Below are 16,435 nucleotides of genomic sequence, written 5' to 3' on the forward strand. Positions count from 1 at the left end.
ATGGAATTATTAAAAGCGGAGAATTTAAATCATGGGTTTGAATATCCGCTTTTTAATTCTTTAAATTTAACTTTAAATTCTAAAGATTGTATTTCAATACAAGGTAGTAGTGGTTGCGGTAAATCTACGCTTTTACATATTTTATCTTCTTTACTTCAACCAAATTCTGGAAAAGTTTTTTACAAAGAACAAGACTTATATGCTTTAGATGAAAATTCAAGACTAAAAATTCGCCGTTATGATTTTGGTATTATTTTTCAAACACATTATCTTTTCAGAGGTTTTTCTACTTTAGAAAATATAGAGCTTGCAAGTGTCTTATCCGAAAATGAGTTAGATAACGAAATTTTAAAAAAGCTTGGCATTGATTCATTATTGGATCAAAAAGTTGGTAAGTTAAGTGGAGGACAACAGCAACGAGTTAGTATTGCAAGGGTTTTATGCAAAAAGCCAAAGATTATTTTTGCGGATGAAGCAACTGGGAATTTGGATTTTGCTAATGCTAAAAATGTATTAGAAATTTTAATTTCCTATGTTAAAAATAACGATGCTGCTTTATTTTTTGTTACCCATGATACCAAATTAGCAAATTTTTGTGATAAAACTTATATTTTAAATTCTAATGGAATTTGTTAATTACCTAGGCGATAAAAATGTAGCAACTTTTATGCTATTATTTGCAAGACTTAGTGGCATTATAGTTTTTTTTCCTTTTTTTTCACATAATAATATTCCTTTGGTGATTAAAACCACTTTTGTCTTATTTTTAACCATGTATTTGTTTCCTAATGCCCGATTGGATAATGCTAATTTAAATTCTTTTTTTGTGTTGCAACTTTTAAGTGAGCTTATTTTTGGTATGATAGCCGGACTTATGCTTCAGCTTATTTTTGCTATTATTCAAATGGCAGGAGAGCAAATTTCCTTTACTATGGGTTTTACTATGGCAAGTGTAATTGATCCAGCATCAGGTATGAGTATGCCTATAACTTCTCAGATTTTAAATTTACTTGCTTTACTTGTATTTGTAGCATTTGATGGACATCATCTGATTTTATTATTTATGAATTATTCTTTGGATTATATTGTGCTTGGTGGATTTTATCCCCATGAAAATTTACTCCATTATCTTAATATGGGAATGCTCAGTGTATTTTCATTGGGTTTTTCTATAGCCTTTCCTATTTTGGCCATTTCTTTGCTAGCAGATGTTATTTTTGGTTTATTGATGAAAACTATGCCACAGTTTAATTTACTGGTTGTAGGTTTTCCTATTAAGATTACTTTGTCTTTTGTTGTATTAATTGCAATTTTAACAGTAATGATGCAATATTTTAAAGAACTTATTTTAAAAGTTTTTTCAAATATGCAAACTCTATTTTTTGTATAAGCATTCACTAATTTAAAATATTCTACAATTATGGAATTGTTACCGAAGGATTAATTTTATGAAAATGCTACTTTTAAATAACAGCCCTGTTGTATCTAGGTTGATTGGACTTAGTGCAAAAAAAATGTCGTATGAACTTGATGAGAAAGAAGATTGTGAACAAATTGAAGATTATGATATAGTTGTTATTGATGGCGATATGTTGGTTGATTTTAATGAGCTTAAGCAAAAAAATCAAAAACTTATAGTTTTAACAAATCGCGATCAGGTATTGGATTCTAGTATTCAAACTTTAAAAAAGCCTTTTTTGCCAACAGATTTTATAAAGCTTGTAAATGAAATGCAGGATAATCAAAAAGATGATATAGAAAAATTGCTACAAAACGATGATAAAAATCCTTATGATGATATAGTGTTAAATTTAGACGAATTGCATTTAGAAGATGATGTGGAACAAGAAAATGAAGAGCCAGTGCAGGATTTGCAAGTCAGCGAAGATGATTTGGATGCGTTAAATTTAGATGAAAAGCAAGGGCAAAGTCAGGTTTTAAATGAAACTTTAAATGGACAAGATTTAATTTTAGATGAAAAACAAGACGAAGCTTTAGAGCAAGATGAAGTTAAAGAAGACGATTTAAATCAAAGTGATTTAGAAAAAGAAGAAAATTTAAATCAAGATAAAGTTTTAGAAGAAGAACTTTCTTTGAACGAAGAGCAAGCAAATGAAGAATTAGAGCGAAATTTAGATGAAGACAATAAAGAAGAGCGAAATAAAAATTTAGATCCTATTTTAGCAGAGGATGAAAATCAAAATGAAAATATACCTTCCGTTTTAGATGAAGATTTAGAATTTGATGAGTTAGATGATGTAAATTTGGATGAAAAAATAGAAAATGACTTGCCTTTAGAGCAAGATAAAATTTTAGATGAAGAAGAATTAAATAAAGCTTTGGAAAATCTACAAGAAGAGCAAGAAGTGCTTGATGGGCAAGAGCAAACTCCAGAAGTCTTTGAGGAAAATAATGAGGAAAATAAACCTTTAGAGGATATGTATAAAAAATTATCACAAGACGCACAGTTTATTGGTGAAGAGGATAAAGAACCAAAACACGATGAAGAAGAATTTGAACCTATTGTAATAGAAAATATTAGCGATAATGAAAATTTAAATTATGAAGATAAAAGTCCGCAAGATCAAATTAAAGAAGAATTAGCTGCTTTAAGTGCTATGGATGAAAAAGATTTCCAAGAAATAAAAATTGAAGAAAAACAAAATGAATTAGATTCATTAAAAGAAGAAGATATACAAATTGCTTTAGGTGAGAGTATAGAAAACAAACAAACTTCTAAGGAGCAAAGTGAAGAGATTGTAGGGGAATTAACCCAAAGCATTGCAGGGGCAATTACTTCAAGCATTAAAGATGATGCCTTGAAAGCAGCTTTAAAGGGAATGAAGATGAATATTAATATAAATATAAATTTTGAGGATAAAGATTGAAACCTTTTATTTTATTAGTTTCTGGTCCAAGCGGAGCTGGCAAGTCAACTTTATTAAAAAAATTATTTCAAGATTTTAAAGATGAAATTTATTTTTCAGTTTCAAGCACCACAAGATCTCCAAGAGCAGGAGAGATTAATGGTGTTCATTATTATTTTATTTCAGAGCAAGAATTTAAGCAAGGTATTGAAAATAATGAATTTTTAGAATGGGCAAATGTGCATGGTTATTATTATGGAACCTCATCTTGTTATACAAATGAGGCTTTAAAACAAGGTAAAATAGTCATTCTTGATATTGATGTGCAGGGTTTTCATCTTATTAAAGATAAATTAAAAGAAAAATTAGTATCAATTTTTATAACAACGCAAAATAAAAATGAATTAAAACAAAGACTTATTAAGCGAAATACTGATACAATAGAAATTCTTGAAAAGAGACTTTGCAACGCTAAAGATGAAATGCAGCATTTGCCAAGTTATGATTATGTCATTATCAATAAAGATTTGCAAGAGAGTTATAATTGTCTAAAGGCTATTTATGAGTCTCAAAAGTGCAAAACAAAAAATAATGATTTAGAAAATATTTTAATTCAATGGAATAAAGGAGAATAAAATGGGTTTAGGTTCAATAGGGCCAGGACAATGGCTGATTATTTTATTAATTATCGTTTTACTTTTTGGAGCAAAGAAAATTCCAGAACTTGCTAAAGGTCTTGGAAAGGGCATTAAAACATTTAAGAGTGAAATGAATTCAGAAGAAGAAGTGGCAAAAAATACACAAAAAATTGAAGAAAAACAAGAAGCAAATAGCGTTAATTCGGATGCAGATTTAACTAATTCAAATAAAAAAGTTTAAGGTTTTTAACTTGAAAGATTTAGTTTTTGAAGAAATTAAAAAAGTATTGAATCAAGATTTTGTTTTGGAAAATCCTAAAGATAAGAATTTAGCGCATTTTGCTACTCCACTTGCATTTTCTTTAGCAAAAGAACGCAAAATGTCGCCACATTTAATTGCTTCAGAATTGGCTATTCAATTTAAAAATCATCCATGTTTTGAAAAAGTTGAAGCACTAAATGGTTATTTAAATTTTAGACTTTCAAAAGTTTTTTTAAATAACCTTAGCACCAAAGCCTTAAATGATCCACAAAATTTTACAAAAGGAAAAGAAAAAAATACAAGTTTTTTACTTGAATATGTCAGCGCCAATCCTACAGGGCCTTTACATATTGGTCACGCAAGGGGGGCTGTTTTTGGTGATGTTTTAACAAGACTTGCTAGACATTTGGGTTATAAATTTGATACAGAGTATTATGTTAATGATGCAGGAAATCAAATCTATCTTTTGGGCTTATCGATCTTTTTGGCTATCAAGGAGCATTGCTTAAACGAGGAAGTGACTTATCCGCAAGAATACTATAAAGGCGAATATATTGTTGATTTAGCAAAAAATGCTTTTGAGAAATTTGATAAAAGCTTTTTTACTGAAGAGCATATAGAAGATTTAGCCGCATGGGCAAAAGATGAAATGTTAGCACTTATAAAAGATAATCTTTCAAAGGCAAATATTTATATAGATAGCTATGCAAGTGAAAAATCGTATTATAACAAACTTCAAGAAACCCTAGAAGCTTTAAAAGCACATAAAGGTACCTATGAAAATGATGGTAAAATTTGGCTTGCATCTTCACAAAAGGGAGATGAAAAGGATAGGGTTATCATACGCGAGGATGGACGAGGAACTTATTTGGCCGCAGATATTGTTTATCATAGAGATAAAATGAGTCGTGCTTATGATAAGTGTATTAATATCTGGGGTGCTGATCATCATGGCTATATTGCTAGAATGAAAGCTGCAATGGAATTTTTGGGATTTGATGGTAGGAATTTAGAAATCATCTTAGCGCAAATGGTTTCTTTGCTCAAAAATGGTGAGCCTTATAAAATGAGCAAAAGAGCTGGAAATTTCATTTTAATGAGTGATATTTTAGAAGAGATAGGTAGTGATGCATTAAGATTTATTTTTGTAAGCAAAAAATGTGATACCCATTTAGAATTTGATGTGGATACTTTAAAAAAAGAGGATAGCACTAATCCAATTTTTTATATTAATTATGCTCATGCAAGAATTCATCAAGTTTTTGTCAAAGCTCAAAAAGAAATAAATCAGATTATTAACGCAGATTTATCAAGCTTAAATGATGATGGAATAAATTTGCTTTTTGAAAGTCTAAATTTAGAATCTGTTCTGCGTGATGCTTTTGAAAATAGAGCTTTGCAAAAAATTACTGATTATTTGAAAAATTTAGCTTCAATATTTCATAAATTCTATAATGAAAATAAAGTTATCGGTAGCGAGAATGAAGATGATTTATTAAAGCTTTTTGCGATAGTAGCACTTAGTATTAAAACTGCTTTAAACATCCTTGGTATAGAAGCTAAGAATAAAATGGAAAATTAATTTTAGCAAAAGTTTAGACTTTTGCTAAATATAAATTAAAAGTCAAAAATTTCGCTTATCCAGCTTTCTTTTTTCTTCTTTTTGTAATAACCATCATCGTGATAATTACCGCGTCCTTGATAAAGATTTTGCTGGTAATTTTGAGAAGGCTGTTGATAAGAATTAGCACTAGAACTTCTTTCTATAATTTTATCAAGTTCTCCACGATCAAGCCAAACACCGCGACATTTTGGGCAATAATCAATTTCAACACCATTTCTATCACTCATCATTAAATCCACATTACATACAGGGCAAAGCATTTTAAATCCTTTAAAAATTAATTAAAGTTTATATTTTATTTTTTTAAGGTAAATGTGGTATTATTTTTTTAAAAATTTAGCATTTCGAGTCATCATAAAACTTTGCTCAAAAAAGATTAATAAGGTCATAGAAACGCCTACTGCTAGAGCTAAAGTAACCGAAAGAGTGAGAAAAAAATAATTAAAAAAATTAACCAAATAACTTGTTTGAAGCACCATATCTTCACTTCTAATAAAAGAAATTAAATATAAAATTGCTCGATAGGCATAAATTCCTGGTATCATGGGAAGTAAAGCGGGAAAGGCTATAATTTCAGCAGGAGTTTTAAAGATTTTTGCCAAAAGCATACCTAAACATCCTACAACAAAAGATGCCAAAAATGTGGCTATAGCAAGTGTTTGAAAGTGGAAAAATTCTAAAAGCATAAAACGAAATCCATGCCCTATGGCTGCTAAAATTGCAGATAAAAATAAAGTTTTTAAAGGTGGATTGCAAGCATAAGCAAAACCAAATCCAGCGACGGCCGCAAAAAACATATCTAATGCAATAAGGCTTAAATCACTCATTGTAAAATTCCAAATTTTGAAATGCTTAAGGTTATATAAATACCGGCTCCTATGCAAGTTATAAGTATGGCAACGCTAATGAAACGGCTCAAACCCATTAAAATATGATCTTTCAAAATATCTATGACCGAGTTAATAAAAAACACCCCAGGTATAAGATATAAAATACTAGATCCTAAAGCAGCTTCTGGAGTTTGCGTTAAATTTAAATCTAAAGCAAAAGCTACAAGTAAAGATGATAAAAAAGAACAAATGATGTATTGAATTCGTAAGTCAATTTGTATTTTTGTGAAAAAATATCTTAAATTAATACCCACAAAAGTAGCAAAAAATACAAAAATCATTGCCCAAATATCTCCTTCAAAAAGCCTACAAAAAGCAGCATTGGCTAAAGAGGATAAAAATAAGCTAGAAATAAAATGATATCTTTTTTTATGCAATAATTTTTCAAAATACTCCCTTGCAATTTCAAGTTTATAAGAATGATCAAAAATGTTCCAGCTTAAAGCACTAAGATCTGAAATTAAGCTAAAATTAATTGCTGAGTATTTATTGGGAATAATGTAAGTTCGTATGTTTGCTTTATCTTCTATATCAAAAATATTAATGGAAGTATGATGAAAGAAAAAATTTAAATTAAGCTCGTATCCATAAGCCTTAGCTATCCTGCTTGCACACCTTGCAACTCTTGAAGTGTAAGTTCCAGCGGCTATCATCGCACTAGTATAATCAATGATAAAATTGGTTAAATCTTGAATTTCTGGCTTTTGTGTCATTGTTTTTCTTTGCTGAAGGGTTTTTTGATTTTTATGTATATTATGCTTGCAATGATGATAAAAATAACAATTGCAATAAGAATTTGGTGTAAATAAATTTTAATTAATTCTTCATTTTCTCCTATAAAATATCCCAAAAATGCCAAAATACTTACCCAAATTCCACTCCCCAATGCTGTAAAAACAATAAAATTTAAGAGTTTCATTTTAACTAGGCCTGCTGGCATGGATATGTATTGACGAATTCCGGGCAAAAGACGGCAAGTGAAGGTTGAAAATTCTCCATGTTTATTAAAAAAAGCTTCAAATTTTGCAAATTTCGCTTCTGTTATACCAAAATATTTTCCCCATTTCAAAACAAAATTTTTACCCCAAAAAAAACAAATATAGTAATTAATTAAAGCCCCAAGTACCGAACCAAAAATACCGCAAATTATACTAAGAGCTAAATTCAATTCTCCCTTATGAGCCAAATATCCTGCTGGTATCATTACCACTTCGCTAGGAAAAGGAATAAAACAGCTTTCTAAAGTCATTAGTACAATAATACCTATGTAACCCCAAGAGCTTGCTATATCGATAATAAAATTAATAGTTTCTTGCATTTTTAAACCTTAATTTTTATAATTTTATTCAAAAATATATGGTTTTAAAAAATTCTCTTGAAGTTAAATAAAACCCTATTCACTAAATACTAAATGATTATATCAAAATAAGATTGCAAGGTTTTTGTTTCTTGTAATCTTTTCATTTTCTAATAAATTTAGATTTTTTCAAGAATTTTAATATTGATGATTTTATCTTCTTGTCTTATAGAATCTAACACTTCTAAACTTTGTGTATCTTTTTCATCAATTTGTCCAAAAATAGTATGAATTCCATCTAAATGAGGTTGTGCACTATGGCAAATAAAAAACTGCGATCCTCCAGTATCGCGTCCCGCGTGTGCCATAGATAAAGTACCTCTTTGATGTTTATGAGTTTGATTATGGCACTCGCACATGATTTCATATCCAGGGCCGCCTATGCCATTACCATAAGGGCAACCGCCTTGTATCACAAAATTTGGGATTACACGGTGAAATTTTAAATCTTTATAAAAACCTGAACTGGCTAAATTTGCAAAATTGCACACAGTTTGTGGAGCTTCATCACCAAAAAGTTTAAGCTTCATTGAACCTTTTTCGGTTTCTATGATAGCAAATTTGTATTTTTTTACATCACGAGTATCGATTTCTTTTAACATAATTTTTCCTTTAATCTATATTTGTATAAACAGCTTGAACATCATCATCATCATCTAACTTGTCGATTAATTTCTCAATATCTACAAGTTGCTCCTCGCTAAAGCTTATAGGATTATTTGGAAGATATTCAAGTCCTGCTTTTTTGATAATCAAACCTTTAGCTTCAATAGCTGCGTTTAAATCTCCAAAAGCAGTATAATCACCTATAACGAGCAATTCTTCATCTTGTTCTAATTCCTCAAGCCCTGCATCGATTAAATCAAGTTCCAATTCTTCTAAATCACCATCAAATTTTTCGAGGTGAAAAACCGCTTTTCTAGCAAACATAAAGCCAAGTGAGCCATTTTGCAAAACTTCTCCGCCATTTTTACTAAAAATAGCCTTCACATTTGCAACGGTGCGTGTAGGATTGTCTGTCATGCACTCAACTATTATCAAAGCTCCATGCGCGGCTTTTCCTTCATAATGAATGTTTTTAATATCCGCACTATCTTTGCCGCTAGCTCTTTTTATCGCTGCGTCTATATTGTCTTTTGGCATATTGTTTGCCTTAGCAGTAGCTATGGCTGTGCGAAGTTTTGGATTCATATCAGGATCAATTCCGCCTTCTTTAGCAGCCACCTGTATAGCCTTTGCAAGTTTAGGAAAAAGCTTACTCATCTTATCCCATCTAGCTTCTTTAGAAGCGCGTCGGTACTCAAACGCTCGTCCCATAAATTTTCCTTTATTTTTTTATAATCAAAGATAAAAGTATAGACTAAAAAGCCTAAATTTGCGTTAAAGCAAAAGAATATTTTGTGTTATAATGGTGCGAAATTTTTGGAGTAGTTGAAATGCTTTTAAAAACTAAAATGATTGCTTGGATATTTTTATTAGGTGCTATTGTAGCTGAAGTTATAGGAACAAGTTTTTTAAAAAATGAAAATCAATTTATAGCTTATGGTGCGATGGCTTTTTTTATCGCTTTATCGTATTATCTTATGGGGCTTGCAATTAAAAAAATTCAAGTAGGGATTGCCTATGCGGTATGGGAGCTTTTGGGGGTTGTGCTGATACTTTTAATTTCTTTTGTGTTTTTTAATGAAAGCTTAACAACAACTCAAATTATAGGTATTGTATTATCCATTATAGGCATTTTAATGATTAATATAGGGGAGGTTAAAGAATGAGTATGCTTATTTATTTATCATTTATTATTTTATCGGCCTTTTTGGATATTTTTGCAAATTTATTACTTAAAAAATCAGATGGTTTTAGGTATAAAATTTGGGGGATAGGGGCGATAGTTTTGGCAATTTTAGCTTTTGTTATGCTTTCTTTTTCTTTAAAATTTGATATACCTTTAAGTGTGGCTTATTCGACTTGGGGTGCTGTAGGTATCATAGGAACTTGTTTGGGTGGATGGATTTTTTATAAAGAAAAATTAAATAAAATTGGCATCACAGGCATTGGAGTTGTTTTATGTGCTGTAGTGCTTTTAAATTTAGAGCATTAAAATTTTATAAATTAAATTGCTAGATATCTAGCAATTTAATTAGCATCTATTTTTTTAAGAATTTTATCAAAAACCCAAAGTTTTCTTGCCTCATCGGCTTTTTGGGGATTGATGATTAACATCGCTTCTTCATTTCCAAGACGATCTTCAATTTCGCCAAAGGCATTAATAAACATCGTATCTCCGTAAAATTTCCATTCCTCGTTATTTTTTAAATTACCTATTCGATTTACTCTTAAAATACTTGTTGAATTTAAAAAAGCCCTTGTTTTTAAAAGCTCTTGCCATCTTTGTGTGCTTTGAAAAGTGCTTGCAGTAGGGATTATAACAAGATCAATTTTTTTTGCCATCGCTTGTTGCCAAAATATATCAAAATGCGCTTCAAAACCAAACATTAAAGCGCACTTAAGCCCATCATGCGTAAAATTAAAAAGTTTTATTTCTTTTGTTTTATTGCCAAAAAATTTTTCTTCATTCCAATGAGAGTAAGGCATTAAAATTTGCTGTTCATAATTTTTTACACTACTAGGCGATACTTTTAAACAAAGTTTTTTGTAAATTTTACTTTCAACGCTTACAAAAGGAGCTATGATTTCAAGCTCATATTTTTGAGATAGGCGTAAAAGACTTTCTTTTTTGGTTTCACTTTGTTCTTTAATCATGCTTTTTGGCATAGACAAAAGTTCGATAAAAAAGCTATTTAGAACATACTCACCTAACACGACAAGGTTTGCATTATTGTCTTTGCAAGCTTTAAGATAGTACTCAAGTCTTGATTCACTTAAAGCCAAAGTGGGTAATTGTAAGGCAGCTATTTTAGTCATTTTGCGGCTCGATTTCTAGTTTAGCTTTTTCAAGCATTTTTCTAGCTTCATTAATGCTTTGAAGTCCTTTTTTGTAAATTTTGACACTTTCTTCAAGGCTTAAATTCTGATCATTTAATTTTTCTAAAATTTCATTGGCCAATTGCAATTTTTCTTCGAAGCTCATTGATTATTAACCTTGTAATTTGGTGCCTCATGCGTTATTGTCACATCGTGTACATGGCTTTCTTTAAGTCCTGCGCTTGTGATTTCTACAAATTCTGCTTTTTCTTTAAAAATTTCAATGTTGGCAGCTCCCACATAGCCCATAGAAGATCTTAGACCGCCTAAAAGTTGATGAATAACGCTTTTTATACTTCCCACATAAGGTACACGCCCTTCAATGCCTTCTGGGACGAGTTTATCTTGCGCTGTACCTTCTTGGAAATAACGATCCGAGCTTCCTTTTTGCATAGCTCCAAGAGATCCCATACCGCGGTAAGATTTGTATTGTCTTCCTTGATAGGTAAAAAGCTCTCCTGGACTCTCATCAGTTCCAGCTAAAAGTGAGCCTATCATTACTGAGCTTGCTCCGGCTGCAATAGCTTTTGCAATATCGCCTGAATACTTAATTCCACCATCAGCAATGACTGGAACATTGTATTTTTGAGCCTCGATAGCACACTCATCAATAGCCGAAATTTGAGGTACACCTACACCTGAGACAATGCGAGTGGTGCAAATACTTCCTGGTCCAATGCCTACTTTTACCGCATCAACCCCAGCCTCGCAAAGTGCTTTTGTGGCTGCAGCTGTAGCAACATTACCAGCTATTAAATCTAAGTTTGGATATTTTTCTTTTATGGCTTTTATTGTGTCAATAATTCCTTTAGAGTGTCCGTGTGCTGAGTCAAGCACCACTGCATCAACCCCAGCCTCCACCAATGCATCAACACGATTCATCTGTCCTACTCCAATAGCTGCTGCAACGCGGAGTCTGCCAAAATTATCTTTATTGGCATTTGGATATTCTTTGCGTTTTTTAAGATCTTTAATAGTGATAAGACCTTCTAAATGTCCTTCATGATCAACAATAGGGAGTTTTTCTACTTTATTAGTGCTAAAAATTTTCTCCGCATCATCTAAAGTGCAGCCTTTTGGAGCTGTAATTAAAGGAGCCTTTGTCATCACATTTTCAACCAAAGTTTCAAAATCGCTTTCAAATCTTAAGTCACGATTGGTTAAAATTCCTATTAATTTTCTATTTTCATCTACTACAGGAACGCCAGAAATTCGGTATTCTGCCATTAATTCCAAAGCTTCATAAACACTTGCTTTTGGCCCTATGAAAATAGGATCTATAATGACTCCGCTTTCGCTTTTTTTTACTCTTTTTACCTCTCGTACTTGGGCAGTAATGTCCATATTTTTATGAATAACACCCATTCCTCCAAGTCTAGCCATCATAATGGCAGCTCTGTGTTCGGTTACTGTATCCATTGCAGCTGAAATCAGAGGAATATTTAGCGTGATATTTTTTGTTAATTTACTCTTAATGTCAACTTGTTTAGGTAAAACTTCTGAATAAGCAGGTACTAAAAGCACATCTTCAAATGTTAAAGCGCGTTTGAGTATTTTCATTTTTTATCCTTATTTGTTATTTTTAATAATTTTTTCTAAGCTTAAAGCCCCATCAAGCAAGGTTTGTTCATCATAAGCTTTACAGATAAGCTGAGCTGAAATATTAAGTCCTTCTTTGTTTTTGCCTACAGGAATACTAATACCGCCAAGTCCAGCCAAATTTAAAGAAATAGTATAAATGTCTTCTAAATATTCCTCAATAGGACTTTTTTTGGCATTAAATTCAAAAGCTGTTGTAGGAGTCACTGGCATAAAAATTAAATCGCAATCTTTTAAAATTTCTTCATATTTTGCTTTAATTAAAGCTCTAGTTTTTTGTGCTTTAATATAATAAGCATCATAATAACCACTACTTAAAACAAAGGTTCCAAGTAAAATTCTTCTCTTAACCTCTTCACCAAAACCTTCACTACGAGAATTAATATACATATCTTTTAAATTATGAAAATCTTCACTTCTTCTTCCATATCTTACCCCATCATAGCGACTTAAATTTGCACTTGCTTCAGCTGTGGCGATAATATAATAAGCTGCAATGTCAAATTTAGAATCAGGCATTTGTCTATAAATAATTTCATGTCCATTTGCTTTTAGCATATCAATACTTTTTAAAAGAGTATTTTTAACTTCTTCACTTGCATTGTTAATATAATTTTCAATCACAGTAATTCTTAATTTTTTTTCAGCATTTAGTTTTGAAGCAGTTTTAATAAATTCTATATTTGCACTAGTGCTATCCATTGGATCATATCCTGCAATAGCATCATAAAGAATTGCTGCATCTTCAACATTTTGCGTTAAAACTCCAATCTGATCCAAACTTGATGAATAAGAGGCGAGCCCATATCTACTTATCCTTCCATAACTAGGTTTAAAACCGACACAACCACAAAAAGCTGCAGGCTGACGCACGGAACCACCTGTATCTGAACCTAAACTTGCCAAGGCTAAGCCACCAGCAACTGCAGCAGCACTACCACCGCTTGAGCCACCTGGAACACGATTAAAATTTGTAGGGTTTAGAGTTTTACCATAAAATGAAGTCGCACTTGAACTTCCCATAGCAAATTCATCCATATTGGTGCGTCCATAAGGAGAAAAACCGTTGTTTTTTAAATTTACTATAGCACTTGCGTCATAAGGAGCGACATAACCTTGTAAAATTTTACTCGCACAAGTTAATTCCCAACCTTTGACGCTAATATTATCTTTTATTGCTATTGGAATACCTTTACCACCATCACTTAAATCTTTAGCTAAAAATTGTTCTATATAAGCACCGATTTTTTGCTCTTTTTTAGCTTTTTCATTGAGCTCTTTTTTTAAATTTTCAAGCTCGCTTTGAGACAGTTTTAAAGCTTCTTTGAGAGTTATCATCTTTTATCTTCCTTTGTTTTGATTAAAATAATTGCTAAAACAACCATAAAAAATACCGCAATAATAGTACCCAAAATTAAACTGTTTGGAATTTGAGTGCTAAACATTTAAAACCTTAGCACATCTGTTGCAAAGTTTTTCCTCATCAACACTTTGAAATTTCCAACATCTTGGGCATTTGCAAGCCTTAGATTTTGTAATTTTAAAAACATGATTATCTAGTTTAAATTCGCACAAACTTTCATCATCGTCTATATCTTTTACTTCGCTTACCATAAACCAATCGGCTATTTCTAAAGAATCAAGCTCTAGTAGTTTTTTAGATGAGCATTGCAAATTTAATTCTAATGTAGATTTGATAATTTTATCTTTTTTTAACGCATCAATTTGCTCGAAAAATTTTTCCCTTGCGCTAAGTAAAAACTCATCTTCAATGTTAAAATCAAAAGAAAAATCTTGGGTATAAATTAAATCAAAAACATCATTTGCATCGCCCTTGATTAAAATATTTGCATGTTCTAAAGCCTCATCTACCGTATAGCTAAGACTTGGAGCGAGCAAAAACAATAAATGTTTAGCAATTAAAGCCATTGCAACTTGTGCGCTTTGTCTGCGAATATCAAGCTTATCTTCACAATAAAGCCTGTCTTTACTGATATCAAGATAAATTCCACTCAAATGAGCACTTAAAAAATTCAGCAATAAATTAAAACCTTTAGAAAATTCATAATTATCAAAAGAATTTTTAACATTTTTAAATACAATACTCGCTTTACTTAAGATCCATTTGTCTATAAAAGAAAATTCTTTAATCTCAAGACTTTGCAAATCATTGGTATTGGCAAGTAAAAATCTGATAGTGTTTCTGATCTTTCGGTATTGCTCGCTGACTTGTTTTAAAATATTGTCCGAAATTTTTAAATCAGTAGAATAATCACTTAAAAGTATCCACAGTCTTAAAATTTCTACTCCATAGGTTTTTGCTACATACTCAGGTGGGACAACATTACCTAAAGATTTAGACATTTTTTGCCCTTTTTCATCTGTAGTAAAACCATGCGTTAAAATGCTTTCATATGGAGCCATTTCGTTAATAGCAGTACCTACAAGCAAAGAGCTTTGAAACCAACCGCGATGCTGATCGCTTCCTTCTAGATACATATTCGCTCTTTTTTCTCCTGCATCATAATTTCCGCTATTTAAAACTGCATTGGCTGTGCTTCCGCTGTCAAACCAAACATCTAAAATATCATAAACTTTTTCTAAATCTTGTGCTTTATGCTTAAAATTTTGTGGCAATAAATCTTTAATATCAAATTCCCACCAAGCATCAGCGCCATTTTTTTCAAAAATTTGAGCCACAAATTCTAGCACTTCATTATCTAAAAGCACTTCTTTGGTATTTTTATCTCTAAAAAAGGCTATAGGCGTTCCCCAATCTCTTTGTCTTGAAATACACCAATCTGGGCGATTTTCAACCATTGAGCCTATTCTTTTGATACCATTTTGTGGATAAAATTTAGTTTTGAGAATTTGCTCTTTTGCACATTCTCTTAAGGTTTTACTGTTTAATTTTGGCTCGTCCATAAGAATAAACCATTGTTTAGTTGCCCTATAAATCACAGGTTTATGCGTTCTCCAACAAAAAGGGTAAGAGTGGATAAATTTAGAGCTTTGTAGTAAATTTTTTCCTAAAAGTTCTAAAATTTTTTCATTGGCTTTAAAAATATGAAGACCTATAAATTCATCCACTAAATTTGGTGGCAAAAGACCTTTATTTCTTAAAGTTTCATCATAACAACCACCATCATCAACAGGCATTAAAACTTCAAGATTGTATTTTAAACTAGCATAATAATCATCTTCTCCATGCCCTGGAGCAGTATGAACAAGTCCGCTTCCGCCGTCCATTAAAACATGTTCGCCCATTATAAGTAAAGACCTGCGTGAGTTAAGCGGGTTGATGGCTTGGAGTTTTTCAAATTTTTTTGCATTGAATTCTTTTTGAATTTCTCCTTTTGTTAAGCCTTTATTCACCATGCTTTCAAGTAGGGGTTTAGCAAAGATGAGTCCTTCGCTTGTGATTACATAGTTTTCATTAGGGTTTAAAGCAATAGCAACATTTGCCACCAAAGTCCAAGGTGTAGTTGTCCAAATCACAGCACTAGCTTTTTCAACACCTAATTTTTCACAAGAATTTTCATCCAAAGCAAAAGATACGAAAATCGAATAATCCTCTTTATCTGCGTATTCAACTTCAGCTTCTGCTAGGGCTGATTTTGCTGCCCAGCTCCAAAAAACAGGCTTAGATCTCTCTTTTAAAAGTCCCTTTTTTGCGATTTTGCAAAGCGTTCTGTAAATAGCTGCTTCAAATTCAAATTTCATAGTCAAATAAGGCTTATCCCAATCAGCTATAATGCCAAGATTTTTAAATTCTTTTCTTTGGATATTTACAAATTCATCTGCGTGTTTTCTGCATTCTTGACGAATTTCTTTTTTGCTCATATTTTTCTTTTTTTCTCCAAGTTTTACTTCTACTTGTTGTTCTATAGGAAGTCCATGACAGTCCCAACCTGGAGTGAATCGAATTTTTTCGCCGTTAAAATAATGCGTTTTAATAATCGTTTCTTTTAAAATTTTATTTAAAGCATGACCTATATGAATGTGTCCGTTAGCATAAGGAGGACCATCGTGAAGTGTAAATGAGTGTAAAGCATTTTGATTTTTGCTTTTCATTTTTTCATAAGCATAGTTGTTTTCAAACCATTTTTCAAAGCGTTTGGGTTCAAATTCTGCCAAATTTGCACGCATAGCAAAAGTAGTATTTGGTAAAAGTAAAGTGTCTTTATAATCCATCGAAGTAACCTTAGAAAAAAAT

Annotated in this window: 19 protein-coding genes; 8 read left to right on the top strand and 11 right to left on the bottom strand. The window is 31.5% G+C overall.

Annotated elements, in window-relative coordinates; translation table 11 throughout:
• Genes AAH949_RS04320 through argS form a run of 6 tightly spaced genes read left to right on the top strand, consistent with a single transcriptional unit; the run spans window position 1 to window position 5,349 of the window.
• A complete protein-coding gene (locus AAH949_RS04320) occupies window positions 1-636 on the top strand; it encodes an ABC transporter ATP-binding protein (RefSeq protein WP_348519083.1) in 636 nt (211 codons plus the stop codon).
• On the top strand, window positions 623-1,390 hold the full coding sequence (gene fliR / locus AAH949_RS04325; RefSeq protein ID WP_134238600.1) for a flagellar biosynthetic protein FliR: 768 nt from the start codon (window positions 623-625) through the stop codon (window positions 1,388-1,390). The genes AAH949_RS04320 and fliR overlap by 14 nt, the downstream gene beginning before the upstream one ends.
• A 58-nt stretch (window positions 1,391-1,448) precedes the next feature.
• A complete protein-coding gene (locus AAH949_RS04330; protein ID WP_348519084.1) occupies window positions 1,449-2,888 on the top strand; it encodes a hypothetical protein in 1,440 nt (479 codons plus the stop codon).
• Complete coding sequence (gene gmk / locus AAH949_RS04335; protein ID WP_348519085.1) at window positions 2,885-3,502, top strand: guanylate kinase; 618 nt, start codon at window positions 2,885-2,887, stop codon at window positions 3,500-3,502. Before AAH949_RS04330 ends, gmk begins: the two co-directional genes overlap by 4 nt.
• 1 nt (window position 3,503) lies before the next feature.
• Window positions 3,504-3,746: a twin-arginine translocase TatA/TatE family subunit gene (locus AAH949_RS04340; protein ID WP_134238603.1), complete on the top strand. Its 243-nt coding sequence runs from the start codon at window positions 3,504-3,506 to the stop codon at window positions 3,744-3,746.
• A 10-nt stretch (window positions 3,747-3,756) separates the two neighbouring features.
• Window positions 3,757-5,349, top strand: a complete 1,593-nt coding sequence (gene argS / locus AAH949_RS04345; RefSeq protein WP_348519086.1) for an arginine--tRNA ligase — start codon at window positions 3,757-3,759, stop codon at window positions 5,347-5,349.
• Window positions 5,350-5,384: 35 nt separating this feature from the next.
• Here argS and AAH949_RS04350 read toward each other — a convergent pair whose 3' ends face one another.
• From AAH949_RS04350 to AAH949_RS04375, 6 genes are all read right to left on the bottom strand, one after another.
• A complete protein-coding gene (locus AAH949_RS04350) occupies window positions 5,385-5,651 on the bottom strand; it encodes a zf-TFIIB domain-containing protein (RefSeq protein WP_134238605.1) in 267 nt (88 codons plus the stop codon).
• A gap of 60 nt (window positions 5,652-5,711) precedes the next feature.
• A complete protein-coding gene (locus tag AAH949_RS04355; protein WP_134238606.1) occupies window positions 5,712-6,218 on the bottom strand; it encodes a threonine/serine exporter family protein in 507 nt (168 codons plus the stop codon).
• Window positions 6,215-6,994, bottom strand: coding sequence for a threonine/serine exporter family protein (locus tag AAH949_RS04360; RefSeq protein ID WP_348519087.1), 780 nt, complete (start codon window positions 6,992-6,994; stop codon window positions 6,215-6,217). The genes AAH949_RS04355 and AAH949_RS04360 overlap by 4 nt, the downstream gene beginning before the upstream one ends.
• Window positions 6,991-7,599, bottom strand: a complete 609-nt coding sequence (locus AAH949_RS04365) for a DedA family protein (RefSeq protein WP_348519088.1) — start codon at window positions 7,597-7,599, stop codon at window positions 6,991-6,993. Before AAH949_RS04365 ends, AAH949_RS04360 begins: the two co-directional genes overlap by 4 nt.
• A gap of 158 nt (window positions 7,600-7,757) precedes the next feature.
• Entirely contained in the window at window positions 7,758-8,240 is a 483-nt protein-coding gene (locus AAH949_RS04370) for a peptidylprolyl isomerase (RefSeq protein WP_348519089.1), read from the bottom strand.
• Between the two features lie 10 nt (window positions 8,241-8,250).
• Window positions 8,251-8,955: a YebC/PmpR family DNA-binding transcriptional regulator gene (locus AAH949_RS04375; RefSeq protein WP_134238610.1), complete on the bottom strand. Its 705-nt coding sequence runs from the start codon at window positions 8,953-8,955 to the stop codon at window positions 8,251-8,253.
• A 119-nt stretch (window positions 8,956-9,074) separates the two neighbouring features.
• On the opposite strand from AAH949_RS04375, the gene AAH949_RS04380 reads away from it, so the two are divergent.
• Window positions 9,075-9,410 carry a multidrug efflux SMR transporter gene (locus AAH949_RS04380; protein ID WP_134238611.1) on the top strand — a complete coding sequence of 112 codons (336 nt, stop codon included), beginning with the start codon at window positions 9,075-9,077 and terminating at the stop codon, window positions 9,408-9,410.
• Window positions 9,411-9,418: 8 nt separating this feature from the next.
• Complete coding sequence (locus AAH949_RS04385; RefSeq protein WP_348519131.1) at window positions 9,419-9,736, top strand: SMR family transporter; 318 nt, start codon at window positions 9,419-9,421, stop codon at window positions 9,734-9,736.
• Between the two features lie 35 nt (window positions 9,737-9,771).
• On the opposite strand, the gene AAH949_RS04390 is transcribed toward AAH949_RS04385, so the two are convergent.
• From AAH949_RS04390 to ileS, 5 genes are all read right to left on the bottom strand, one after another.
• Entirely contained in the window at window positions 9,772-10,560 is a 789-nt protein-coding gene (locus AAH949_RS04390; protein ID WP_348519090.1) for a carbon-nitrogen hydrolase family protein, read from the bottom strand.
• On the bottom strand, window positions 10,553-10,726 hold the full coding sequence (xseB, locus tag AAH949_RS04395; protein WP_134238613.1) for an exodeoxyribonuclease VII small subunit: 174 nt from the start codon (window positions 10,724-10,726) through the stop codon (window positions 10,553-10,555). Before xseB ends, AAH949_RS04390 begins: the two co-directional genes overlap by 8 nt.
• Complete coding sequence (gene guaB / locus AAH949_RS04400) at window positions 10,723-12,180, bottom strand: IMP dehydrogenase (protein WP_348519091.1); 1,458 nt, start codon at window positions 12,178-12,180, stop codon at window positions 10,723-10,725. Before guaB ends, xseB begins: the two co-directional genes overlap by 4 nt.
• Window positions 12,181-12,189: 9 nt before the next feature.
• Entirely contained in the window at window positions 12,190-13,557 is a 1,368-nt protein-coding gene (gene gatA / locus AAH949_RS04405; RefSeq protein ID WP_348519092.1) for an Asp-tRNA(Asn)/Glu-tRNA(Gln) amidotransferase subunit GatA, read from the bottom strand.
• 99 nt (window positions 13,558-13,656) lie between these two features.
• Window positions 13,657-16,413, bottom strand: a complete 2,757-nt coding sequence (gene ileS / locus AAH949_RS04410; protein WP_348519093.1) for an isoleucine--tRNA ligase — start codon at window positions 16,411-16,413, stop codon at window positions 13,657-13,659.
• Window positions 16,414-16,435 lie beyond the last annotated feature (22 nt).

Origin of the sequence: Campylobacter sp. CCS1377 (genome assembly GCF_040008265.1) — a bacterium.
Classification (GTDB): Bacteria; Campylobacterota; Campylobacteria; order Campylobacterales; family Campylobacteraceae; genus Campylobacter_D.